26 protein-coding genes, 1 tRNA gene and 1 other RNA gene are annotated in these 22,126 nt (G+C 56.7%); 19 read left to right on the top strand and 9 right to left on the bottom strand.

Features of this window, described 5'->3' with window-relative positions:
• Nucleotides 1-80: 80 nt before the first annotated feature.
• From GS630_RS06415 to GS630_RS06375, 9 genes are all read left to right on the top strand, one after another.
• Nucleotides 81-812 carry a FadR/GntR family transcriptional regulator gene (locus GS630_RS06415; RefSeq protein WP_171618985.1) on the top strand — a complete coding sequence of 244 codons (732 nt, stop codon included), beginning with the start codon at nucleotides 81-83 and terminating at the stop codon, nucleotides 810-812.
• A 117-nt stretch (nucleotides 813-929) separates the two neighbouring features.
• Nucleotides 930-2,330 carry a selenium-binding protein SBP56-related protein gene (locus tag GS630_RS06410; protein ID WP_171618983.1) on the top strand — a complete coding sequence of 467 codons (1,401 nt, stop codon included), beginning with the start codon at nucleotides 930-932 and terminating at the stop codon, nucleotides 2,328-2,330.
• A 13-nt stretch (nucleotides 2,331-2,343) separates the two neighbouring features.
• Complete coding sequence (locus GS630_RS06405; RefSeq protein WP_171618981.1) at nucleotides 2,344-2,997, top strand: hypothetical protein; 654 nt, start codon at nucleotides 2,344-2,346, stop codon at nucleotides 2,995-2,997.
• A gap of 59 nt (nucleotides 2,998-3,056) precedes the next feature.
• Nucleotides 3,057-3,707 carry a TenA family protein gene (locus tag GS630_RS06400; RefSeq protein ID WP_171173880.1) on the top strand — a complete coding sequence of 217 codons (651 nt, stop codon included), beginning with the start codon at nucleotides 3,057-3,059 and terminating at the stop codon, nucleotides 3,705-3,707.
• Nucleotides 3,708-3,724: 17 nt separating this feature from the next.
• Entirely contained in the window at nucleotides 3,725-4,087 is a 363-nt protein-coding gene (locus tag GS630_RS06395) for a DUF4345 family protein (protein ID WP_171173878.1), read from the top strand.
• Between the two features lie 36 nt (nucleotides 4,088-4,123).
• Nucleotides 4,124-4,471, top strand: a transfer-messenger RNA (tmRNA) gene (gene ssrA, locus GS630_RS06390).
• 100 nt (nucleotides 4,472-4,571) lie between these two features.
• The gene (locus GS630_RS06385) at nucleotides 4,572-5,003 is read left to right on the top strand and encodes an ester cyclase (protein WP_171173876.1); all 432 of its coding nucleotides are present in this window, start codon (nucleotides 4,572-4,574) and stop codon (nucleotides 5,001-5,003) included.
• Nucleotides 5,004-5,238: 235 nt separating this feature from the next.
• Nucleotides 5,239-6,492, top strand: coding sequence for a chromate efflux transporter (chrA, locus tag GS630_RS06380; RefSeq protein WP_171619461.1), 1,254 nt, complete (start codon nucleotides 5,239-5,241; stop codon nucleotides 6,490-6,492).
• 76 nt (nucleotides 6,493-6,568) lie between these two features.
• Nucleotides 6,569-7,027 carry an SspB family protein gene (locus GS630_RS06375; protein WP_171173874.1) on the top strand — a complete coding sequence of 153 codons (459 nt, stop codon included), beginning with the start codon at nucleotides 6,569-6,571 and terminating at the stop codon, nucleotides 7,025-7,027.
• A 24-nt stretch (nucleotides 7,028-7,051) separates the two neighbouring features.
• Here the strand turns inward: GS630_RS06375 and GS630_RS06370 are convergent, their stop codons facing one another.
• Entirely contained in the window at nucleotides 7,052-7,615 is a 564-nt protein-coding gene (locus tag GS630_RS06370) for a hypothetical protein (RefSeq protein ID WP_171173872.1), read from the bottom strand.
• A gap of 206 nt (nucleotides 7,616-7,821) precedes the next feature.
• On the opposite strand from GS630_RS06370, the gene fumC reads away from it, so the two are divergent.
• Genes fumC through GS630_RS06355 form a run of 3 tightly spaced genes read left to right on the top strand, consistent with a single transcriptional unit; the run spans nucleotide 7,822 to nucleotide 9,610 of the window.
• Nucleotides 7,822-9,216: a class II fumarate hydratase gene (fumC, locus tag GS630_RS06365; protein ID WP_171173870.1), complete on the top strand. Its 1,395-nt coding sequence runs from the start codon at nucleotides 7,822-7,824 to the stop codon at nucleotides 9,214-9,216.
• Nucleotides 9,216-9,392, top strand: a complete 177-nt coding sequence (locus GS630_RS06360; RefSeq protein ID WP_171173868.1) for a DUF4169 family protein — start codon at nucleotides 9,216-9,218, stop codon at nucleotides 9,390-9,392. The genes fumC and GS630_RS06360 overlap by 1 nt, the downstream gene beginning before the upstream one ends.
• The gene (locus tag GS630_RS06355; protein WP_171237621.1) at nucleotides 9,389-9,610 is read left to right on the top strand and encodes a ribbon-helix-helix domain-containing protein; all 222 of its coding nucleotides are present in this window, start codon (nucleotides 9,389-9,391) and stop codon (nucleotides 9,608-9,610) included. Before GS630_RS06360 ends, GS630_RS06355 begins: the two co-directional genes overlap by 4 nt.
• 286 nt (nucleotides 9,611-9,896) lie before the next feature.
• Here the strand turns inward: GS630_RS06355 and GS630_RS06350 are convergent.
• Nucleotides 9,897-9,982, bottom strand: a tRNA-Leu gene (locus GS630_RS06350).
• A gap of 148 nt (nucleotides 9,983-10,130) precedes the next feature.
• Here GS630_RS06350 and GS630_RS06345 point away from each other — a divergent pair.
• Together GS630_RS06345 and GS630_RS06340 are read left to right on the top strand one after the other, a co-directional pair.
• Nucleotides 10,131-10,709: a YqaA family protein gene (locus GS630_RS06345; protein ID WP_171090199.1), complete on the top strand. Its 579-nt coding sequence runs from the start codon at nucleotides 10,131-10,133 to the stop codon at nucleotides 10,707-10,709.
• A complete protein-coding gene (locus GS630_RS06340; protein WP_171173863.1) occupies nucleotides 10,706-11,173 on the top strand; it encodes a disulfide bond formation protein B in 468 nt (155 codons plus the stop codon). Before GS630_RS06345 ends, GS630_RS06340 begins: the two co-directional genes overlap by 4 nt.
• Here the strand turns inward: GS630_RS06340 and GS630_RS06335 are convergent.
• The gene (locus GS630_RS06335; RefSeq protein ID WP_171090203.1) at nucleotides 11,170-11,757 is read right to left on the bottom strand and encodes an HNH endonuclease; all 588 of its coding nucleotides are present in this window, start codon (nucleotides 11,755-11,757) and stop codon (nucleotides 11,170-11,172) included. The genes GS630_RS06340 and GS630_RS06335 overlap by 4 nt on opposite strands.
• 213 nt (nucleotides 11,758-11,970) lie before the next feature.
• On the opposite strand from GS630_RS06335, the gene GS630_RS06330 reads away from it, so the two are divergent.
• On the top strand, nucleotides 11,971-12,576 hold the full coding sequence (locus GS630_RS06330) for an rRNA large subunit pseudouridine synthase E (protein ID WP_171619459.1): 606 nt from the start codon (nucleotides 11,971-11,973) through the stop codon (nucleotides 12,574-12,576).
• A gap of 32 nt (nucleotides 12,577-12,608) precedes the next feature.
• Nucleotides 12,609-13,034, top strand: coding sequence for a VOC family protein (locus GS630_RS06325; protein ID WP_171618975.1), 426 nt, complete (start codon nucleotides 12,609-12,611; stop codon nucleotides 13,032-13,034).
• Nucleotides 13,035-13,079: 45 nt separating this feature from the next.
• On the opposite strand, the gene GS630_RS06320 is transcribed toward GS630_RS06325, so the two are convergent.
• Together GS630_RS06320 and GS630_RS06315 are read right to left on the bottom strand one after the other, a co-directional pair.
• A complete protein-coding gene (locus GS630_RS06320) occupies nucleotides 13,080-13,745 on the bottom strand; it encodes an alpha/beta hydrolase (RefSeq protein ID WP_171618973.1) in 666 nt (221 codons plus the stop codon).
• Nucleotides 13,742-14,374, bottom strand: a complete 633-nt coding sequence (locus tag GS630_RS06315; RefSeq protein ID WP_171619457.1) for a DNA-3-methyladenine glycosylase — start codon at nucleotides 14,372-14,374, stop codon at nucleotides 13,742-13,744. Before GS630_RS06315 ends, GS630_RS06320 begins: the two co-directional genes overlap by 4 nt.
• A gap of 97 nt (nucleotides 14,375-14,471) precedes the next feature.
• Between GS630_RS06315 and GS630_RS06310 the strand changes: the two genes are divergently transcribed.
• Entirely contained in the window at nucleotides 14,472-15,698 is a 1,227-nt protein-coding gene (locus GS630_RS06310; protein WP_171711909.1) for an MFS transporter, read from the top strand.
• On the opposite strand, the gene GS630_RS06305 is transcribed toward GS630_RS06310, so the two are convergent.
• From GS630_RS06305 to cysS, 3 genes are read right to left on the bottom strand one after another with little or no spacing between them, the layout of a single operon-like run.
• Nucleotides 15,699-16,475 (bottom strand): squalene/phytoene synthase family protein, encoded by a 777-nt coding sequence (locus GS630_RS06305; RefSeq protein WP_171619455.1) that lies wholly within the window; start codon nucleotides 16,473-16,475, stop codon nucleotides 15,699-15,701.
• Between the two features lie 2 nt (nucleotides 16,476-16,477).
• Nucleotides 16,478-18,112, bottom strand: a complete 1,635-nt coding sequence (gene cimA, locus GS630_RS06300; protein WP_171618969.1) for a citramalate synthase — start codon at nucleotides 18,110-18,112, stop codon at nucleotides 16,478-16,480.
• The gene (cysS, locus tag GS630_RS06295) at nucleotides 18,109-19,509 is read right to left on the bottom strand and encodes a cysteine--tRNA ligase (protein WP_171618967.1); all 1,401 of its coding nucleotides are present in this window, start codon (nucleotides 19,507-19,509) and stop codon (nucleotides 18,109-18,111) included. Before cysS ends, cimA begins: the two co-directional genes overlap by 4 nt.
• Before the next feature lie 218 nt (nucleotides 19,510-19,727).
• On the opposite strand from cysS, the gene GS630_RS06290 reads away from it, so the two are divergent.
• Together GS630_RS06290 and GS630_RS06285 are read left to right on the top strand one after the other, a co-directional pair.
• Entirely contained in the window at nucleotides 19,728-20,072 is a 345-nt protein-coding gene (locus GS630_RS06290) for an MmcQ/YjbR family DNA-binding protein (RefSeq protein WP_171619453.1), read from the top strand.
• Nucleotides 20,073-20,129: 57 nt separating this feature from the next.
• Entirely contained in the window at nucleotides 20,130-21,317 is a 1,188-nt protein-coding gene (locus tag GS630_RS06285) for a pyridoxal phosphate-dependent aminotransferase (protein ID WP_171618965.1), read from the top strand.
• A gap of 3 nt (nucleotides 21,318-21,320) precedes the next feature.
• On the opposite strand, the gene GS630_RS06280 is transcribed toward GS630_RS06285, so the two are convergent.
• On the bottom strand, nucleotides 21,321-21,815 hold the full coding sequence (locus GS630_RS06280) for an outer membrane protein (RefSeq protein WP_371809061.1): 495 nt from the start codon (nucleotides 21,813-21,815) through the stop codon (nucleotides 21,321-21,323).
• Between the last annotated feature and the right edge of the window lie 311 nt (nucleotides 21,816-22,126).

The following is a 22,126-nucleotide window of genomic DNA, read 5'->3' as shown; positions in this document are numbered from 1 at the left end:
CCCGACTCAACTCCCTTGCTTTTCAAATGTCAGACTTTTAAATGTCAGACAAATAAAAATTTGCCCAAGGTCCTCTGAACATGAAAACCGCCCCCCGAAAAACCGCTGACCTGTCCGCCCAGATCGCTCAAGCCATTCGGGATGCGATTGTGTCGGGTGAGCTTATCGGGGACGCCCGCTTGCCGTCAGAGGCTGAGTTGTCCGATCAGTTTCAGGTCTCGCGCCCTACCGTGCGAGAAGCGTTAAAACGGCTGGCGGCTCAGTCTTTGATCCGCACACAACGTGGCGCATCGGGTGGCGCGTTTGTAAACCGTTTGAGTTTTGAGGACGCCTATTCACAGCAAGTTACAACCTCGACCCTGTTGCTATCGATGAACGCCGTCAGCTTCGATACCGCATGCGAGGCGCGCTATGCACTGGAAAGGGCTTGTGCGCCTTTGTCCGCCCAGCGACGCACAGCGGATCAACTGGCCACCATGCGGGCGGAGATCTTTCGCCAGTCGCAACCTGGCCTTACGGATGAAGCGTTTTGCGCCTCGGATGTCACATTCCACCGTGCGTTGGTGGATGGTGCGGAAAATCCCGTTTTGTCTTACCAACTGGCCGGAGCTGTAGAAGCGATGCAACCGTTGATGAACATGATCACATTCACCGCGCGGTCTCGAGAGGCGATAATAGGACTACATACAAGAATAGTGGACGCGCTTGAGGCCCAGAATGCGGATGCCGTAGACGCCGCGTTGGTGGATCTGGAGCATTACACCCGACAACTGGCCCAGGACGTGGCCGATCGCAAACGTAAACCGGCCTAAAGGCCAAACTTGCAACGCAACCAGAACGAAAGGCAGACGAGCAGGTAGAATGTCACCCGGCGACAAGACCGGAACTCTCAATATGAATTGAAGACCAATGACTTACGGGAGGACGTTATGAATACAAGACCGGACCCAACCTTTTATCCATCCGCCAAACTGGCAATGGAGGGCCCCACCGAAACGCTTGCTTTCACCTTGATGCTAAGCCCTGATTTTTCGCAACCAGACGGGCTGGCGGTTGTGAATGTCGATCCGACATCTGACGACTTCGGAAAGATCGTGCATCAGGTAATAATGCCTGAGAAAGGTGATGAGTTTCACCATTTCGGTTGGAATGCATGTTCGTCCGCCCTGTCGCCGCTGACCGGGCACGCGTTTCTAGAGCGACGTTATCTAATCATCCCCGGCATTCGGTCCAGCAGGATTTACGTCATTGACGTCAAAAACCCGCTTGAGGCGAAGATCCACAAGATTATCGAACCCGAAGAAGTCTTTGCAAAGACTGGATATTCACGCCCGCATACGATCCATTGCGGGCCTGAGGGCATCTATGTCAGTACTCTGGGCGGCGGTGGCGCGGATGGTACCGACGGACCTCCGGGCATCTTCATTATGGATTGCGAAAGCTTCGAGATCATCGGGCGTTATGAGATCGAGCGTGGCGTGCAGGACAAGCACTATGATTTCTGGTGGAATCTACCGCGCGACTACATGGTCAGTTCCGAATGGGGTCTGCCGCCGCAATTCGAGAACGGTATCGTGGCTGAGGACCTGCTGTCGAATAAATACGGCCATCGCATACATTTCTGGAACCTGCGCAACCGGACCAATATCCAAACCATCGATCTGGGAGAAAATCACCAGATGGCGCTGGAAATCCGCCCGGCCCATGATCCGGTCAAGCAATACGGGTTCTGCGGGGTTGTTGTCGATACTACCAACCTGCAAGGTGCGATCTTTACATGGTGGCGCAATGATGACGGCACATTCGAGGCCAAGAAAACCATCACCATCGATCCGCAACCAGCCGATCCCGATGATCTGCCAGATCTGCTCAAAGGGTTTTCGGCAGTGCCACCGCTGGTCACTGACATCGACCTGAGTCTGGATGACAAATACCTCTACGTCTCGTGCTGGGGCACCGGTGAGATGCACCAATATGATGTCTCGGACCCAATGAATCCGACCCTGGCTGGCAAAGTAGAGATTGGTGGTATCGTCAAGAAAACCAAGCACCCGAACGGTCAGGATTTCGGCTATGGTCCGCAAATGGTTGAAATCAGCCGTGACGGCAAACGCGTCTATTGGACCAACTCGCTCTATTCCACCTGGGACGATCAGTTCTATCCGGGCGAAGGCGGCGCGGCGATGGTCAAGGCGGATGTTGGAGAGAGCGGTGGACTGACGCTGGATCCGAATTTCTGGGTGGAGTTCCCCAAAGGCTATCGCAGCCATCAGATAAGGTTAGAGGGCGGAGACTGTTCAACCGACAGCTTCTGTTACCCGTCGGTCTGAATTGGAGGTCTTGATGACATCAACGGCTGGCCTCTGGCTGGCCGTTGTTCTCAGCGGCGCCTATCACGGGTTGAATCCGGGCATGGGCTGGCCGCTGGCTGTTTCTTCCGCCTTGATGGAGCGACGCCCGTCTGCGCTATGGCAAGCGCTGGCGGCATTGGCAGGCGGGCATTTTGTGGCCATGCTGGGGGTCTTGCTGCCTTTCGCCCTGATGGCGGTTCTGGTCGACTATCAGAAAGAAATCCGAATTGGTGCCGCGTTGATCGTGATCGGGATGGGTTTATACATCGCGATCACCCGTCGTCACCCCCGTTTCCTGTCACGGATTCCCCCCAGCAAGCTGGCTCTTTGGTCCTTCCTTGTGGCCCTCGCGCATGGGGCCGCGCTTATGCTGGTTCCAATCTATCTGGGGCTGTGTGCCGTAGATGAACTGGATGCTGGCCATCAAGCGATTTCTCAGATCATGACAACAAACACCCTGCTGGTTCTGGGCGTCGCCGCGCTGCACACTGCTGCCATGGTTCTGGGCGGCGGTCTGCTGGCCTTTGCTGTCTATCGCTGGCTGGGCCTGCAGGTTCTGTCGCGCAGTTGGTTTAACCTCGAACTCATCTGGGCGATAAGTCTGATATTGGTGGGCGGTCTTGGTCTTTGGTCGGCGCTTGGTTGATCTTGTACTTTGATTTGAAACGCGCTTTGTCTGCGGAAAGACAAATACGGAGCTTCCGAATGCAGGACCAAACCCGCCCAACCGAAATGCTGCGTCTCGGCAGAAGTGACGATTGGCAAGCCGCCACCACCCATGCCTTTACGCGCGAACTGTCGGACGGCACCCTGCCCGAGGACAAGATGCGCTGGTACCTTCAGCAGGATTATCAGTTCGTCGACGGCTTTGTGCGCCTGCTTGCAAGTGCAATTGCGCATGCCCCGACCCTGGGCGACAGCGTGCCTGCCGCTCAGTTTCTCGCGGTGATCACAGGCCCCGAGAACACTTATTTCCTGCGTGCGATGGAGGCTTTGGGCACAGAACCCAGCACCCAGCCTGCCCCTGCCACACGGGCGTTTCAGGACCTGATGGCCGAGGCCGTGGCCTCGGGCCGTTATCAGAACATGCTGGCGGTGCTGGTCGTTGCAGAATGGGTTTACCTTAGCTGGGCCAGCCCGGAAAACCCACCCAAAGACGACCTGCCCTTCTGGTTTGCCGAATGGATCACGCTACATGCAGGTGAAGGATTCGAAAGCGTGGTCGAATACCTGCGTGGACAGCTGGATAAGGTTTGGCAAACGCTGAATACGGCAGAACAGGCCGAGGTCACGCGTTTGTTCCATCGTGCGGTCGAACTGGAACGCGATTTCTTCGACGCCGCCTACGCGGCCTGAATCACAAGGGGGCTGGTATGGTCACAACATTGAACGTCATCGCTGCCTTGCTGACCGTTGGGTTCGGCGCGTTTGGATTTCTGGCCCCGGCCCACACTGCGTCGGCCCTTGATCTGGCCCCGACCAACAGCACGATGGGCTTATCTGAGATGCGCGCCTCGGTCGGAGGGCTGTTTGTCGTCACCGGACTTGCCGTGATCTGGCTGAATAACCCGATGGCCTATGTGATGCTGGGCGTTGTTTATGCTGGGGCGGCATTGGGCCGGTTCGTGTCGATTGCACTTGATAACCCACCTCTGACCAAGGCGTTGATCTTTGGGGGAATCGAGCTGGTTCTAGCCGTTTGGCTGATAGCTGCAAACATTAACAAGACAACTTAACCAATTGGGGTTACTACATAGATCTGGATGCAATCGGAGTTTGCATCTCTCCATCTCCTCACCTATATATGGGATGTCCTTCGGGACTATGGACATAAACGCGCTCGTAATAAGCGGATCGGACCCGGGGGCGGTACCCGGCGGCTCCACCAACCATCCTTCGTTTGGGGATTTTGGGGCCGAAATAGGATCGACGAACGTCTAAAGGGGTTAGCTTTGTCTCGGCTGTCTGCCACCGTTATCGGCGAAACTAGTACAATTGCAAACGACAATCGTGCTCCGGTTGCAGTTGCTGCGTAAGCAGTAACAAGACCGAAATCTAAGCCCTTGCGCCTAGCCGCGTAAGGCGGGGTTCGCAGGTACCTGGCAACAGAAACCTGCATTATTCCCCGAAATGTCTGACGTTATTTCCCTTTTTAGGGCGCATTCAGAGTTTGTTCATTTCTGAGTGTCATCGTGCCCTCACTTGGACAGGAGAGCTGGAATGACAAATTCAGAGATACTCAGAAAGTGGTATTCCGAAGTTTGGGAACACGGAAACACCGAGGCAATCGATCAGTATTTTGCACCTGAAACAATGGCCGAAGGGTTGATTCCCGAAATGCAGGTCGGGGCTGATGACTTCCGCGATCTGGTCACTGCTTTCCGCCATATTCTGGGCGACATCAAGGTCGAGCTGCCCAAGATCATTGAAAATGGGGATTGGGTGTCAGCCATTTTGAATGTTCGCACTTTCCGCGCCGATAACGGCGCGCCTTTGGAGGTCACCGGTCAGGTGATGGCTCGGTTCAAAGGCGACAAGATGGTTGAAGCCTATAATCACTTTGATTTCATCTCGTTCTTTGAAGAGTTGGGCCAGTTCCCATCCGACACCCTGCCCGTGTGCATGACAGGGCAGCGTCTGGACTGGGCCTGACCCCAAACCAATCTTGACCCCAATCGCGCTTGCACGTTAGCAAGCGCCATGGGGTCCAAGTGCGAACACCCAAGGCGGTGCCGCAAGTTTCGCATCTTTCGACACTTGCAGGATTTCATGTTGTGACTTGGCCGCCCGATACTACACAGCAGATCCTGATAGCCTTGAGTGTTTTCAACGGCTCCAGTTTCGGGATCGGGTCAAAGATTTCGGATCTTGCGACGTGAGCAAGACCATGACGCCGTCGATTAAAGACCTCATCCGGGTTTTTGGCAGGATCGGGCTGCTGTCCTTTGGGGGTCCGGCTGCGCAAATATCCCTGATGCATCAGGAACTTGTCGAGCGCCGACCATGGCTTGATGAACAGACCTACCTGCGCGCCCTGTCACTTTGCATGTTGCTACCGGGTCCGGAGGCGATGCAACTGGCCACCTATGCCGGTTGGCGCCTGCGCGGCGTAACAGGCGGGCTGATCGCCGGCAGTTTGTTTGTCTTGCCCGGCGCTTTGGTTATTGCGGTATTGGTAGCGCTATATTCCACGTTTGGCGATGTTCCGTTGGTCCAATCCGCATTTGTTGGCATCAAAGCAACGGTTATAATGATCGTCTTGCAGGCGCTGCGCAATCTCTCGCGCAAAGCCTTAATGGACAAAGACCACCGCATAATCGCCGGACTGTCTTTCGCTTCCATTTTTCTGCTGAACCTGCCTTTTCCCTTGATAATTCTTGCCGCTGCGCTTTGGGGATATGCGACGTTTCGTGGCCCAACGGAACCGCCTGGCCCAGTTCAGCCATCGCACCTGAAGCGATCACTCAAAACAGTTGCTATCTGGTTGCCGCTTTGGCTTGGACCATTGGTCGCGCTGACCCTCAGCGGGCATCAACTGCTCAGCGATTTGGGCTGGTTCTTTGCGCGACTGGCCGTCGTCACCTTTGGCGGCGCTTATGCGGTGCTGGCCTATATGACGCAGACGGTTGTGGATCAGTACCACTGGATCAGCACAGATCAAATGATCGACGGATTGGGTCTTGCGGAAACGACACCCGGCCCCCTGATCCTTGTCACCCAATTTGTTGCAATGCTTGCCGGTGAACTTAGCGGAGGCTTCAGCTTGGCGTTGGCGGCCGGTGCAGTTGCGCTCTGGGCGACTTTTGTGCCCTGTTTTCTATGGATCTTCCTGGCCGCCCCGTACCTGGATCGGCTTGCCACGCGACCGCGCCTGTCATCGGCCCTCAATGGCATCACCGCCGCTGTTGTCGGCGTGATTCTCAACCTTTCCGTGTGGTTCGCCCTGAACGTTCTATTCGAATCAGTGCCGAACATATCCTGGGGGCCGCTGGCAATACCTGCCCCACAGCTTTCCCAGCTAAATTTTACTGCATTAGGCTTAACCGCTCTGGCTGGGGTCTTGATATTTCGACTAAAATTGGGGATGGGCACGGTGTTGGCCCTGATGTCCATCGCAGGGCTGGTCACTCACAATATCTGATCAATCCGGTCATACCCGCTCTTTCGTTTCCGAACAAAAGCCCTATGCTGGGCATAACCACTTTTGAGGATCACACATGTCGCAAGGCATCGATTACGGCAACCTGATGCACTCCGCCATGCGCGGGCTTATCAAGAAAGTGCTGACAGATGTTTCCGAAACCGGATTACCCGGTGCACATCATTTCTTCATTACCTTCGACACGCGCGAGGACGGTGTGGATATCGCCGACTGGTTGCGCGAACGTTATCCGGAAGAAATGACGATTGTCATGCAGCATTGGTTCGAAAACCTCGAGGTTGGTGAGACCGGCTTTGCCATCACTCTGAATTTCGGTGATGCGCCCGAACCGCTTTATATCCCCTACGCCGCGATCAAGACGTTTGTTGACCCCTCTGTGGAGTTCGGCCTGCGCTTTGAGAGCCCTGAGGACGATATGGATGACGATCATATCGCAGAAGAGACGATTGAAGTCGAAGAAGAAGAACCACACCACGACGCAGACGTCGTGTCACTGGACAGCTTCCGCAAATAGACCTCAACCCCGCCACGCGCGGGGTTATTTCTTTTGTAGGAAAGTCTCGACCGACCGTGATTTCACACCTTCGATGAAGCGAGAGAACGACAAGTTCAACCCGCCTTCTGCAAGCGTACGATCGTATTGCTGCAATTCGTACCCGCCATCCAAATCAATGAACAAGGAATAAACTGTCAACGTATCACCAACGATTCGACCCCAAACAAAAGGCTCCCCTTTCATCGGGTCCAACGGCACTTCGTGGCCAAACACATTGCGCTTCATTGCGGCTGAAAACAAATCCCCACGCCCCGAAGGCACAAAGTCGATTGAGAACTTTTGGTTCTTTACACGCCCGTCCAGCTTATAGGTTGTGGTACGCCAGCTCACATTAAAACCGTCTTCGGTTTCGAAAATAGAAACGCTCATATCCCGCGGGGTAGAGGTGCCATCAGCATCCACAACGTTTGCAGACCCAATGTAATCCCCGACAAACGGCGCAATGTCCGCCGCGCGCGCGGACACGCTGAACACGGACAACCAAACCATGCACACCGCAAAGACCGCGACGGCTTTGGCTAGTGCAAATCTATGGAAATTTGGCATTTTGTCCTCCACGGGATTCACCTTTCTATTGTAGCTCAGAGGGGGCTGCGCACAATGGCACAATCCATCTCTTTCTCATTAAAGTGACGCACCCCGGCACCTATACCTTTGGTACGCCTGAGTTTAAGGTGCGCCCAACTGGCCGATTGCGTCATGGCTTTGCTGCGGCTAAACGGCATACAACTGCATACCAGACGGAGTGACAGATGTCTCAGACCCGCACCGAATCCGACAGCTTTGGCCCGCTAGAGGTCCCTGCCGACAAGTATTGGGGCGCACAAACGCAGCGTTCGATCATGAATTTCCCTATTGGCTGGGAAAAACAGCCCGTCGCTATCGTACGCGCGCTGGGCGTGATCAAAAAAGCCTGCGCCATGCAGAACAAGGCCACTGGCAAGCTGGACGCCAAGATCGCCGACGCAATCATACAAGCCGCAGGTGAAGTGATCGAAGGCAAGTTTGACGACAACTTCCCGCTGGTTGTCTGGCAGACGGGTTCGGGCACGCAATCAAATATGAACTCGAACGAGGTCATCGCAAACCGCGCCATCGAAATTTTGGGTGGTGTGATTGGTTCAAAAGACCCAGTGCATCCGAACGATCACTGCAACATGGGTCAATCTTCGAACGACACCTTCCCCACCGCCATGCATGTGGCAACCGCGACCAGCGTGCGTGACGTGCTGCTTCCGGGGCTCGAGAGACTTGCCTCGGGGCTGGAACAGAAGGCCGAAGAGTTCAAAGACATCATCAAGATCGGTCGGACCCACACGCAGGACGCGACGCCTCTGACGCTGGGACAGGAATTCAGCGGTTACGCTCATCAAATCCGTCAGGGAATTGCCCGCGTTCACGCGGCGATGCCTGGGATTTACGAACTGGCGCAAGGCGGTACCGCTGTTGGCACAGGACTGAACACCCAGCACGGTTGGGGCGAGGCCGTCGCTGGACATATGGCCGATATCACCGGCCTGCCCTTCGTCACCGCGCCAAACAAGTTCGAAGCATTGGCGGCCCATGACGCCATGGTCTTCCTGTCCGGTGCTTTGGCGACGATTGCAGGCAGCTGCTACAAAATCGCCAATGATATCCGTTTCCTGGGCTCCGGCCCGCGGTCGGGTCTGGGCGAATTGATCTTGCCCGAGAACGAACCCGGTTCGTCGATCATGCCCGGCAAGGTGAACCCGACACAAGCCGAGGCGCTGACACAGGTCGCCGCCCACGTAATGGGCAACAATGCTGCGATGACTTTCGCAGGCAGCCAGGGTCATTTCGAGTTGAACGTCTACAACCCGATGATGTCTTACAACCTGCTGCAGTCAATCCAACTGCTGGGTGATGCCTCTGACAGCTTTACCGAGCGGATGTTGATGGGCATCAAAGCCAACGAGCCGCGCATCGACAAGCTGATGAAGGAATCGCTGATGTTGGTCACGGCGCTGGCGCCTACAATCGGCTACGACAATGCGACTACCGTTGCCAAGACGGCGCATAAGAACGGCACAACCCTCAAGGAAGAGGCCATCGCGCTGGGTTTTGTGGATGAGGCGACCTTTGACGCCGTCGTCCGCCCGGAACAGATGATCGGTCCGAAGGACTAATGGGCAAGCCGGTTAACCTGAACCGGTATCGTAAAGAAAAAGCGCGGGCTGAAAAGAAAGCCCGCGCGGATCAGAATGCTGTCGCTTTCGGACGCACCAAGGCCGAGAAAGAAATCGTCAAGTTCGAACGGGACAAGCTGAAGCGCGAACTCGACAAGCGCGAGTTAGACGAATGAGCGGCCGCCCAATCAAACGCTCTCTGACACTCAAGGGTCACCGAACATCCGTGTCGCTTGAAGATGAATTCTGGCGAGCTTTCCGCGACATAGCTGCTGAAAAAAGTATTCCGATCAATGTTTTGGCCGCTGAAATTGATGTTGAACGCGATCCTGAAACTGGCCTTGCTTCGGCCATTCGGGTGTTTGTTCTGAAATGGTATCAGAACAAGGTTTGAGGCATATGTCCGGCTTCGCCTTTGGCCATGAAGTTAAAAACGTGCGGTGAACAATTGAAGCGCAGCGCCGTAATTGTTTCCCTGTTCCCCTGACTCGTTTTCTTGGACCGCTCAGATTTTAGGCGTTGAAGAAAACCACACCAAATCGTTGCCGCTTCGTTTTTTGCACCCAAGTTTTCGCAAGGCAGATCAATCGCGCGTTTCAAGGCAGCGCATCAAAAGCCATGACAACAAAGCGACGCAACTATCTGATCACGAGAAACAAATAGCAGGTTAAAAGAAAATGTGGTGCCCAAGGAGAGACTCGAACTCTCACGCCCGTGAAGGCGGGGGATTTTGAATCCCCTGCGTCTACCATTCCGCCACTTGGGCCACGGACACTGGATTAGCGCCCAAGCGCGGGAAGGTCCAGAGGCAAAAAACATCCCATATTCCATTTGTTTCAATCTGGGCGGTTGACGGTCCGTCAGGTGCATGGTTTGCCTTCTTGGGGCCGCTAAACGGGATTTGAGTACTGTATATGTTACGATCGCTTTATGACTGGACCATTCGTCTGGCCGAACACCCTCATGCCCTGTGGGCCTTGGCCATCGTCGCCTTTATCGAAAGCTCGTTTTTTCCGATTCCTCCTGACGTCCTGATGATTCCGATGATTCTAGCGCGTCCATCGCGCGCCTGGTTGATTGCGACCGTCGCGTTGGTGGCTTCGGTGTTGGGCGGGATGCTGGGATATGCGATTGGAGCGTTTTTCTATGAAAGCATCGGCCAGCCCATTCTGGAATCCATGGGCAAGGCACACGCGATGGAAGAATTTAACACCCGATTTAACGATTTCGGGTTCTGGGCTGTGCTGGCTGCGGGCGTCACGCCCTTCCCCTACAAGGTCATCACCATCATGTCCGGCTGGACCGGAATGCCGCTGGGCACCTTCATCGCCACATCGATTCTGGCGCGTGCCATGCGATTCTTTCTGGTTGCCGGCCTGCTTTGGGGCTTTGGCGAACCGATCCGGGACTTTATCGAAAAGCGTCTGGGTCTTATGTTCACGCTGTTCATCATCCTACTCTTTGGCGGGTTCGTGGCGGTTAAATATTTATGACAAAACAATCCGGACTTGTGGCTCTGGCCACGATTGGTTCAGCAACCCTTTTATTGGCGGCGTTCGGCTTTCAGCATTTGGGCGGGCTTGCACCGTGCAAGATGTGCATCTGGCAGCGCTACCCGCACGCAGTGGCTATCGCGATCGGTGCGGTCGCGCTGGCATTGCCAAGATTTAGTATCCTGCCGTTGCTGGGTGCAGCTGCGGCTGCAACAACCGCGGCCATCGGCGTTTTTCACGCTGGCGTCGAACAAGGCTGGTGGGAAGGCCCCAGCAGCTGCACCTCGGGCGATATCAGTGGGTTGAGCACCGATGACCTGTTCGATCAGATCATGAATGCGCCGCTGGTGCGATGCGACGATATTCCGTGGGAGATGTTCGGTATCTCGATGGCAGGGTGGAACGCCATCGCTTCGGCAGTGCTGATGCTGATCTGGATCGCGGCCTGGCGGGCACGCGCTTAAAACTCGTCCAGTTCCGCATCCCAATACAGGAAGTCGATCCAGCTTTCGTGCAGGTGGTTGGGCGGGAACTTCCGACCGATATTGCGCAGAGCCTCAGCATCAGGCTGACGCGGCGGTTTGCGCAATGTCATCCCCGCCTGACGCAGCGATTTGGACCCTTTGCGCAGATTGCACGGGCTGCATGCTGCCACCACGTTCTGCCAGCTGGTCACGCCGCCTGCCGCGCGTGGGACCACGTGGTCAAATGTCAGGTTATCGCGGCTGCCGCAGTACTGGCAGCGGAATTCATCCCGCAAAAATAAATTAAAGCGCGTGAAGGCCACGCGCTTTCTGGGTTTTACATAGTCTTTCAAAACAACGACCGAGGGTATTCGGATCTCGGTGCTCGGGCTTCGGACGACCTCGTCATATTCGGCCACGATGTCGACCCGATCCAGCCAGGCCGCTTTGATCGCCTCTTGCCAGGGCCACAATGACAGCGGGTAGTAGGACAAGGGGCGGTAATCGGCGTTCAAAACCAGGGCCGGGTGTTGTTTGAGCATACCCGGCTCTCTTACAAATTCGGTCCTGAAATCTCCGTCCATCACAGAATCGCTCCTCGCTCTCGGCTGCCCGTTTGTGACACCAGAGCGGAGAGCACCCGCCCCGGCCTTAAGATAACTATATATCGTGTTAAAACTCTGACAAGCCCTGATTTTCCACAATATGTCGCAGACTGGGTAAGCCGAATCTGTGACAGTCACATGACAGTTATCCACAACTTGCACCGGGTGCGTCCTTCGGGCTATGGGCGGGTCATGTCCTGGTTCATTCGCTTCAACAAACCTTATGACGTGCTGCCACAGTTCACGGACCGCGCCGATGCCGAAAGCCCGCGCAGCACGCTGTCCGATTTCATCGACCTGCCTGGCGTTTATCCCGCTGGTCGTTTGGATCGTGACAGCGAAGGTTTGATGCTGCTGACTGATCACGGAAAACTGCAGGCTCAGATATCAGATCCAAAGCACAAGATGGCAAAGACCTATTGGGTACAGGTCGAAGGCATCCCTGATGAGGCCGCCTTGAAAGCGTTACGGAACGGGGTTGAGTTGAAGGACGGCCAGACGCGCCCCGCAAAGGTACGGCAGATTGATGAGCCCGAGGGGCTCTGGCCTCGCATCCCACCTATCCGGGAACGAAAAAGCGTACCCGACAGGTGGCTGGAACTGACCATCCGAGAGGGCAAGAACCGGCAGGTGCGGCGCATGACGGCGGCGGTGGGCCTGCCAACCCTGCGCCTGATCCGCTATCGTATCGGAGACTGGACACTGGATAATCTGGGGCCCGGTCAATGGGACAGCCTGCCGATGCCCACCTTGAACACCGCTCCGCAACGCAAACGTGACCGACGTCCGCGCCGGTGACAAAACCCGCCCTTTTCTGTTATACTTGGGGCATGAAAATCACGCCAGATATCCCGGCCCCTTCGGCCATTCTGGAGGCCGCGCTTTACGCGGACGATCTGGATGCGGCGGAACAGTTTTATAGCGAGGTTTTAGGGCTTGAGCGTATTCAGCGCATCAACAACCGCCATGTATTTTACCGCATCGGCAGATCTGTTCTGCTTATCTTTAACCCCGACCAAACAGAACAGCCGCCCCTTAACCCTGACATGCCTGTCCCACCTCATGGTGCGCGCGGCCCCGGACATGTGTGTCTTGTTTTGTCACGCGATGAAATCACAGTGATGCGCAAACACCTGCTGGATTGGAACATCCCCGTGGATGCCGAGTTTGACTGGCCCGGCGGTGCACGGTCTTTGTACGTGCGCGACCCGGCGGGAAACTCGATCGAGTTTGCCGAAGCGCATCTTTGGTCTTGATCTTGCACGGAACGCCAAGGCGTTCCGCTGATCTGGATGGTAAAGTTAAAGGCTCAGCTTGTCGCGCATGAAAGCCAGCGCGACGCTCAAACCATCGGGGGCAATGCCATGGCCGGTGCCTTTCATGACATGCGCGTAGATCTCTTTGAAATCCGCAGCCTGCAGGGCTTCAGCGGCCTCTGGCAGCGATTGCGGTGGCACGACGTCGTCCGCATCACCATGCACCAGCAGGACCGGCATCCGGCTGACAGCTTCGTCGGGCAGAAGATCGGGTTCCAACAACCGGCCAGAAAAGGCGACGATCCCAGCCACGGGGTCTTCGCGGCGCGGCGCAACGTGCAGGCTCATCATAGTGCCCTGGCTGAAGCCAAACAGCACAACCTGCTCGGGCAGTACATCTTCGTCCACCATCAGGGCGTCCAGAAAGGCGTTGAAGTCCTCAACCGCCATTTCCATACCCCGGCGCGACTCTTCTTCGGACGACCCATCGATCCAAGGAATCGGGAACCACTGAAAGCCGTTCGGCATCCCCGGAATCTGCTCGGGTGCATCTGGGGCTACAAACAGAGTATCGGGCAAATGCTCGCCCAACGGATCGGCCAACCCCAGCAGGTCGGCGCCGTTTGCGCCATAGCCATGCACGAACACCACGACTGATCGCGTGTCACCCGAAACAGGCTCTTTCCTCAGCGCATTCAAAACCCGTGTCATCTGATCCCTTCTCTTTGTTTATCAACCCGGTAATAGGCCCACAGCACCCGCGCCGCAACCGAGCGCCACGGCGACCACGCTTGTGCCATTTGGCGCAGTTCCTTGTCCGTGGGGCGTTTGGGCAGGTCATAGAGGACACGCGCGGCCTCTTGCAGCGCCAGATCACCGGGTGCGATCACGTCGGCGCGGCCCAGGGAAAACATCGCATAAATCTCGGCCGTCCAGACGCCGATCCCGGACACCTGCGTCAAAGTTTTAACCACCTCGTCGTCAGGCGCGTCGCGCAATGCTTTGAAGTCAATGCGCGCCTCAGCCAACGCCCGTGCATAGCTGATCTTCTGACGGCTTAGACCCACGGCGCGCAGATCTTCATCTGTGGCCCACATAATCTTGCGTGGACCGGTCAGTTTCGCGTCCTGTAACCGTTTCCAGATTGCACGCGCGGCAGCTACGCTGACCTGCTGGCTGACAATAGCGCTGAGCAGTTGTGCGAAACCATCGGGGCGGCGGCGCAGAGGCAAAGGGCCAGTTTGTTCGATGGCATAGGCCATGCGCGGGCAAGTTTGCGCCAGCCATTCGGCGCCTTCGGCCACGCAATCTGGCGTTTCGATGATGCGGCCTACGGACATGCGGCCTCCCTGCTCGGTGTTCATGGGCACGTTAGGCGCATGTGCCGCAGATGCAAGCCGCTTGTACCCCAAAGGCTTAGCCGATAACCATTCGCCCATGACAATGACCTCAACCCTTCCAGACGACCGTCAGGCCAAGCGCAACGTAGCTGTTTTGGTGGCCGCACAGGCCATTCTGGGTGCACAGATGCCCATTATGTTCATTGTCGGAGGGCTGGCAGGCCAGTCGCTGGCCTCAAACCCTTGCCTTGCGACATTGCCCATTTCCTTGATTGTTCTGGGTTCCATGCTAGCGGCCACGCCGATCTCGGCGATCATGCAGAGCTGGGGCCGTCGTGCCGGATTCCTTGTTGGAGCAACCGCTGGCGCGTTGGGTGGGCTGATCGGAGCTTACGGCTTGTTCCTTGGCTCTTTCCCTATCTTCCTTGTTGGCAGCCTGCTGACAGGTATCTACATGAGCGCACACGGATTCTATAGGTTCGCTGCGGCGGACACAGCGTCAGACGCGTACCGCCCAAAGGCCATTTCATACGTGATGGCCGGGGGACTGGCTGCGGCGATTATCGGCCCACAAATCGTGAAACTCACCTCTCAGGCCTATGTCATCCCGTTTCTCGGCACCTATCTGGCTGTGATCGGGATTAACGTTCTGGGCTCTGCCCTGTTCTTCTTTCTCGACATCCCAACGCCGCCAAAACCCACTGAGAACGAACCCAAAGGACGTTCTCGGCTTGAGTTGCTGAAAACACCGCGTATCGCTGTGGCGATCATTTGTGCGATGGTGTCTTACGCCCTGATGAACCTTGTGATGACCTCGACCCCGCTGGCCGTCGTTGGGTGTGGATTCTCGGCCAACGACGCAGCGGATATCGTTACAAGCCATGTGTTGGCCATGTACATCCCCAGTTTCTTTACCGGTCATCTGATCGCCCGTTTCGGGGTTGAGAAGATCGTGGCGCTGGGCCTGGCCATTTTGGCAAGCGCCGGGGTTGTTGCCTTGCAAGGGGTTGAACTTGGGAACTTCTTCCTCGCGCTTGTTCTGCTGGGTATTGGGTGGAACTTTGGCTTTATCGGCGCAACGACGATGCTGGCAGATTCGCATGACCCGCAAGAGCGTGGCCGGATGCAGGGCCTGAACGACCTGCTGGTTTTCGGAGGTGTCACATTGGCCTCGCTGGCCTCAGGCGGGTTGATGAACTGCTCGGGCGGCTCTGCGATCGAAGGCTGGACAGCGGTTAACCTGGCCATGGTTCCGTTGCTAACATTAGCGGGTGGCGCGTTGCTGTGGCTGGTGCTGCGTCCCGCCGACCCGGAACGGGCCTGATCACCAGCGCCCACTGCTGACCGTCCACATCAGGGACAAGCGTTGCCGCATTTCGCCCGGTATCAAACTGCCAGAAGCAACACGTTCAGGCCGCGCAACAGCCTCTTTCAACGCCCATTCAGCCAACCACCCTGCCGCAAGCGCTGGACGGGCTTCGACAGAGATCGCAACCCGGTTTGCCCGGGCCTTGTTAAGACGCTCCAGCGCAGATTGCGCAAGGGTTTGCACACCTTCCGGGGTGCCGTCCAACAAAGGTATCCGACCCCTGTTTTCCAGCTCGGGGGTCGCGCGAAGCCAGTTTGCAACACCAACCGCATACCCATAGTCGCGCAGAACATCCTCATCCGCCATACCCAGCGCCTGAGCGGAAGCCACAAACAAAGACCCCGAACTGTGGTCGATATAGGCGTCGAAATGCTCCTGATCTTCAAACGGATCACGGTATATATCCCAACGCCTTACGGCCACGTATTCATCCAGAACACCGGCCAGATGCGGCGAGAGCACACGCGATAAGGGCGTTACAACTTCATGCCGTCGCACAGTGGCGCCTTCGGCAATCTCTTGCAAAGCGTCACGCCACCATTGCAGCCGCATCTCGGCTATCATCGGTTCCTGTGAAACCCAGGGCGCGCGCGCCACTTCGACGTTCAACGCGTATAACGGGAACAGAACGACACGGGCCGCCACCGGGGCTGCCATTGCGGCACGGAACCGGTCAGGATCAGCCCGTTGTACCAGCGCGGCACAGGCTTTGACATCGTCGTCAAAGACCACGCTCACTCAGCTGCTGCCTTCTGCGGATCGCAATCGCGCACCAGTTTCCACTGAATCGCATCCAGCAAAGCCTCGAACGATGCATCGACTATGTTCGCGCTGACGCCCACGGTAGACCAGTGCCGCCCCTGCCCGTCTTCGCTGTCGATGATGACACGCGTGACCGCTTCGGTCCCGCCTTGTGTGATCCGCACCTTGAAGTCGACCAGTCGCATATCTGACAGGACTTGCGAATACCGCCCCAAATCTTTGGCCAAGGCTTTGGCCAGAGCGTTCACAGGCCCCCGGTCACTGCCGGAACCATCCATGGACTCGCTGACGGACAGCTTCTTTTCACCGTCCACTTTCACTACAACAACAGCCTCGGACAGGCTGACCATCTTGTTGTACTTGTTCTTCCGCCGCTCAACCGTGACCTTGTAGCGTTTGACTTCAAAGAACTCGGGCAGTTGTCCCAGCTCGTCCCGCGCCAACAGTTCGAAACTGGCTTGCGCAGTATCATAGGAGTACCCATCCGCTTCGCGCGTTTTGATCCGTTCAAGGATCCGACCGAGCGCGGGATCACCCGCCTCAACGCACAACCCGGCTTCGGTCAGACGTTTGCGCAGGTTCGACTGCCCGGCCTGGTTCGACATTGGAATGATGCGTGAGTTGCCCACACTTGCAGGCTCGACATGTTCATAGGTCGATGGGTCCTTGAGGATCGCACTGGCATGCAGTCCGGCCTTATGCGCAAAGGCAGACGCCCCCACATAGGCCGCCTGCTTGCTGGGAACCCGGTTCAGAACGTCATCCAACATCCGGCTGATACGGGTCAGCCCCGCCAGAGCATCCAGGCTGACGCCGGTTTCAAACTGCGAAGCATAGGGTTCCTTCAGCAGCAGCGTCGGGATCAAAGCGGTTAGGTTGGCATTCCCGCAACGCTCGCCCAAACCGTTCAGGGTGCCCTGAATTTGGCGCGCACCTGCTTCTACGGCCGCCAGGGAACAGGCCACCGCGTTCTCGGTGTCGTTATGTGTGTGAATACCCAACCGATCACCGGGCAGACCTGCTGCGATCACGTCTGATACGATCCGCCCAACGTCCGACGGCAAAGCGCCTCCATTTGTGTCGCAAAGGACCACCCAACGCGCGCCAGCGTCCAGCGCGGCGCGGCAGACCGCGACCGCATAATCCGGGTTGTCCTTGTAGCCGTCAAAGAAATGTTCGGCATCAAACAGCGCTTCGCGACCCTGCGCCACGATATGTGCGACCGAGGCACGGACGTTCTCGACATTGTCCTCAAGCGAGATCCCCAGCGCATGGGTCACGTGATAATCGTGCGATTTGCCCACCAGACAGACGGCCTGCGTGCCCGCATTCATCACGGCTGCAAGCACATCATCATTCTCGGCCGAGCGCCCTGCCCGCTTGGTCATTCCAAACGCCGTCAGACGGGCTGAGGTCTTCGGTGCAACCTCGAAAAACGCGCTGTCGGTGGGGTTCGCACCGGGCCAGCCGCCTTCGATATAATCCACTCCCAAAGTATCCAGAGCCTGAGCGATCTGCACCTTTTCGGCGGTGGAGAACTGAACGCCCTGCGTTTGTTGCCCATCGCGCAGGGTGGTGTCGTAGAGGTAGAGGCGTTCTTTGGTCATAAGACCTCCTCCAACTTGGAGGCATCAAACCCGGCACCGGGCACCAGTTCCACACCTTCCTTGCTCATGCGCACTTCAAGCCCTGCCGCGATATACGCGGCCTTGAGGCGGTCAACTTCCGAGAAGTCCTTGTTCTGCATGGCGGACGCCCGTGCGTTGGCCAAACGGTCAGCATGTGCAGTCAAGTCAACAGATGCCGTATCCGCCCACGCGCCCATCTCTGGCAGCAACAGCCCCAGCAACTGCGCGCTCGCCAACAGACCCTCTGCGTCACCGTCCGATGCAAGACGGTACAACTCGGTCATTGCACCTGCAGTGTTCAGATCATCGCTCAGTGCCACCACCACCGCAGGTGCCGCGCTGGCGGCGGGCTCGACGCCCGCTGTCAGCGCCCGCCACTTGCGCAACGTCGCCTCAGCCTCACGCGCCTTTTTCTCAGTCCAGTCCATCGGCTTGCGATAGTGGGTCTGCAGAAACACGAACCGGATCACCTCACCCGGCACGCCTTGTTCCAACAGATCGTGCACGGTGAAGAAATTGCCCAGCGATTTGGACATTTTCTTCCCTTCGACCTGCAGCATCTCATTGTGCAGCCAAACCCGCGCAAACTCACCTTGCGGGTGCGCGCAGCAGCTTTGGGCGATCTCGTTCTCGTGGTGCGGGAACATCAGGTCGTTGCCGCCGCCGTGAATGTCAAAGCTCTCGCCCAGCAACTCATAGCTCATGGCCGAGCATTCAATGTGCCAACCAGGACGCCCCCGACCCCACGGGCTGTCCCAACCCGGCAGTTCGTCGGTTGACGGCTTCCACAACACGAAATCCATCGGGTTCTTTTTGTAGGGTGCCACCTCGACCCGAGCGCCTGCGATCATGTCATCGACCGAGCGGCCCGACAGCTTGCCATAGCCCTCTTTCCAACTGTCGACGGCAAACAGCACGTGGCCCTCGGCGGCATAGGCATGGCCCTTAACGATCAGATCCTCGATCATTGCAATCATCTGGTCAATGTATTGGGTCGCACGCGGCATCTCGTTGGGTTCAAGAGTTCCCAAAGCGCCCATATCGTGCAGATACCAGCCGATGGTTTCGTCGGATCGTTCCTGTACCAACTGCTCTAACGAGCCTTCCGCGCCCGCCTTTTTACGCGCCAGCGCGGTGGCGTTGATCTTGTCGTCGACGTCGGTGAAATTGCGCACATAAGTCACGTGATCCGCGCCATAGACATGACGCAGCAGGCGGTACAGCACATCAAACACCACCACCGGGCGGGCATTGCCCAGATGCGCGCGGTCATAGACCGTCGGACCACAGACATACATCCGCACATTTTCAGGGTCGATCGGCACGAAGTCTTCCTTCGTCCGCGTCCGTGTGTTGTGCAGCTTGATCGTCGTCATCGGTCGGGCTCCTCAGAAACAGCATGTGCTTGCGCGTTGGCGCGGGCTTAGCAACTTGTCTCAGGGATGAAAACGAAAGAAACCGGCCCGCTTGATAAATCAGCAGGTAATGCAGCAGATAATGATGCAGGTCATCGGGTTCATGTCCTTCGGTTAGCACGGGTTGATCTTCAAGCCAAGTATTGAGTTTGCACGTCGCCTCAGTCACCGTCCGGATCATGGACCGAGATTACGTCAACACGATTTGCAAGGAATTCCCCGGGGCCGCGTTGTCGGACCCCTGGGGCGGCGGGCACGATGCGTGGAAAATCGGTGGCAAGATGTTTGCCTGCATCGGTACAGCGAACGATGGTGTTTCCGTCAAAACACCCGATGTGGAAACGGCCCAGATGGTGATTGATGCCGGTGTGGGCGTGAAAGCCTCCTATTTCCACCGCAGTTGGGTGCGCCTTCCGTTTGATGCTGATCCTCAGGAATTGCGCCACCGCCTGACGGTGTCATACGACATTGTCCGGGCATCGCTGACTAAAAAGCTGCAAGCGACATTGCCGCCGCGAAGCTGATTGACAAAGCTCTGCCGCTCTGTCCCATTCAGCCAAAAGCTATCCCGGAGCAGTGGTATGAAACTCTCTAAACGCATCACGCAGATTACAGGCGGCGGCAGCGACGGCTGGGACGTGTTCTATCGGGCCCGTCGGATGCTGAGCGAAGGTCAGGCCGTGACCGAGTTGACCATCGGCGAACATGACATCCGCACCGATCCATCGATCCTGCATGCCATGGACCTGTCCGCCCGCGAAGGACACACGGGTTATGCCATGGTGCCCGGTACAGATCTTCTGCGCGACACGGTGGCGGCTCGGGTGCAAACGCGGACGGGCGTCCCAACAACGCGCAACAACGTTTTGATCACACCCGGCGGCCAGTCTGCGCTGTTTGCGGCCCATATGGCAGTTTGTGATCCCGGTGATGTGGGGCTGTTCCTAGATCCCTATTACGCCACCTATCCCGGAACAATTCGTGGGGTCGGAGCAGTTGCCCGCGCAATTCAGACCGCAGCAGAAGACGCCTTTCAGCCCTGCGCCGAACGGATCGATGCTGCGGCTGACGGTGCTGTTTCGCTTTTGATCAACACACCAAACAATCCAACCGGGGTTGTTTATTCCCGCCAATCGCTTGAAGACGTTGCCGAAATTTGCCAGCGACGCGACCTGTGGCTGATCTCGGATGAAGTCTATGACACGCAGGTTTGGCAGGGTGAACACCTGTCGCCGCGCGCTCTACCCGGTATGGAGGATCGGACGCTTGTCATTGGCTCGATGTCCAAATCCCATGCCATGACAGGATCGCGCTGTGGTTGGATTGTCGGCCCCGAAGAGGTCATCGCCCATCTGATCAATCTGGCCACCCACACAACCTATGGCGTACCAGGCTTCATACAGGACGCGTCCAGTTATGCTCTGACCGCAGGACACGAGCTGGAGGAAAAGATCGCCGCCCCGTTTCGTCGTCGACGTTCACAGGCCGTGGCGATTCTTCAGGATCAATCCACCGTTGGCCTGGTGCCCGCACAGGGGGCGATGTACCTGATGCTGGACGTGCGCAAGACCGGGTTGTCCGGGGAAAGTTTTGCCAATGCTTTGTTGGACACGCACAGCATTGCCGTCATGCCCGGAGAAAGCTTTGGCTCAGCCGCCGCCGGGCATGTTCGGGTGGCCATGACTGTTGAAGACAACCGTTTCGCTAGCGCACTGAAAACGCTGTGCTCTTTTGCCGAACAGCTCGCGCAGCGTCACGCTGCGGAATAGTATTCAAAAACGAAACGTTGTTCGTAAATTGAAAACGTTGGAATCCAGACTGCCGCTGGAACGGGTGACATCGTCGAAATTTTGCCGCAACGCCTCGCCGCTGATCACAAAGTTTTCTCCAATCGGGTACGCCACGCCGATGCCGTAAACCGCTGCCGTGTCGCTGTCGACCGAGGTTTCAGCCCGCGCCGCCCCGATAACCACATAGCCAAGCGCGTTGCCGAAATCATATCCACCGCGCAGCTTCAGACGAGTCATGCTGTCCAAACTGCCTTGGGACGAGCCCAAATCCAACGAGAGCCGGTTGTATTCCAGCTCACCACCCAGGACAAAATTCCCAAAGTCCTGATCATAACCAATATGCGCACCAAAAGCGGTGTCATCACCGCTGGAGCCGCCCGGTCCATCCGCATCCGCATATCCAAAGCTGAGGCCCACATAACCACCTGTCCAATCTTCGGCAAAAACCGGGCCTGCGCTGGCGAGACAGGTCGCCACGAACAGGACAGAAAGAGGTTTTTTGCACGGGTACAAAATTATGTCGCTCTTGTTTCGATCTAAAGACGCAAACTTATTCTAATCTGCGTTTCGCTTCATCAGAATTCAATTCTAGGGTCACAAAACTCAAAAGTAAGTGAATGCAGTATAACAGAATTCTTCCAAAACGGGAGAAAATCTGCCCGATCCTCCTTTATCCGGCAGCAAACCGTCACGATGAGCTGCAAAAACCAACAAAGGTCGTAAACAGGACAGATTGTGTCGTAGTGTTTTGGAAGGCTAAGGCCAGAAGTTGAGAACCCGAATGACAG

The organism is Ruegeria sp. HKCCD7303 (assembly GCF_013111185.1).
Lineage (GTDB): Bacteria > Pseudomonadota > Alphaproteobacteria > Rhodobacterales > Rhodobacteraceae > Ruegeria.
Note: the sequence above shows the minus strand (reverse complement) of the source record. Positions and strands in the feature narration are given on the sequence as shown.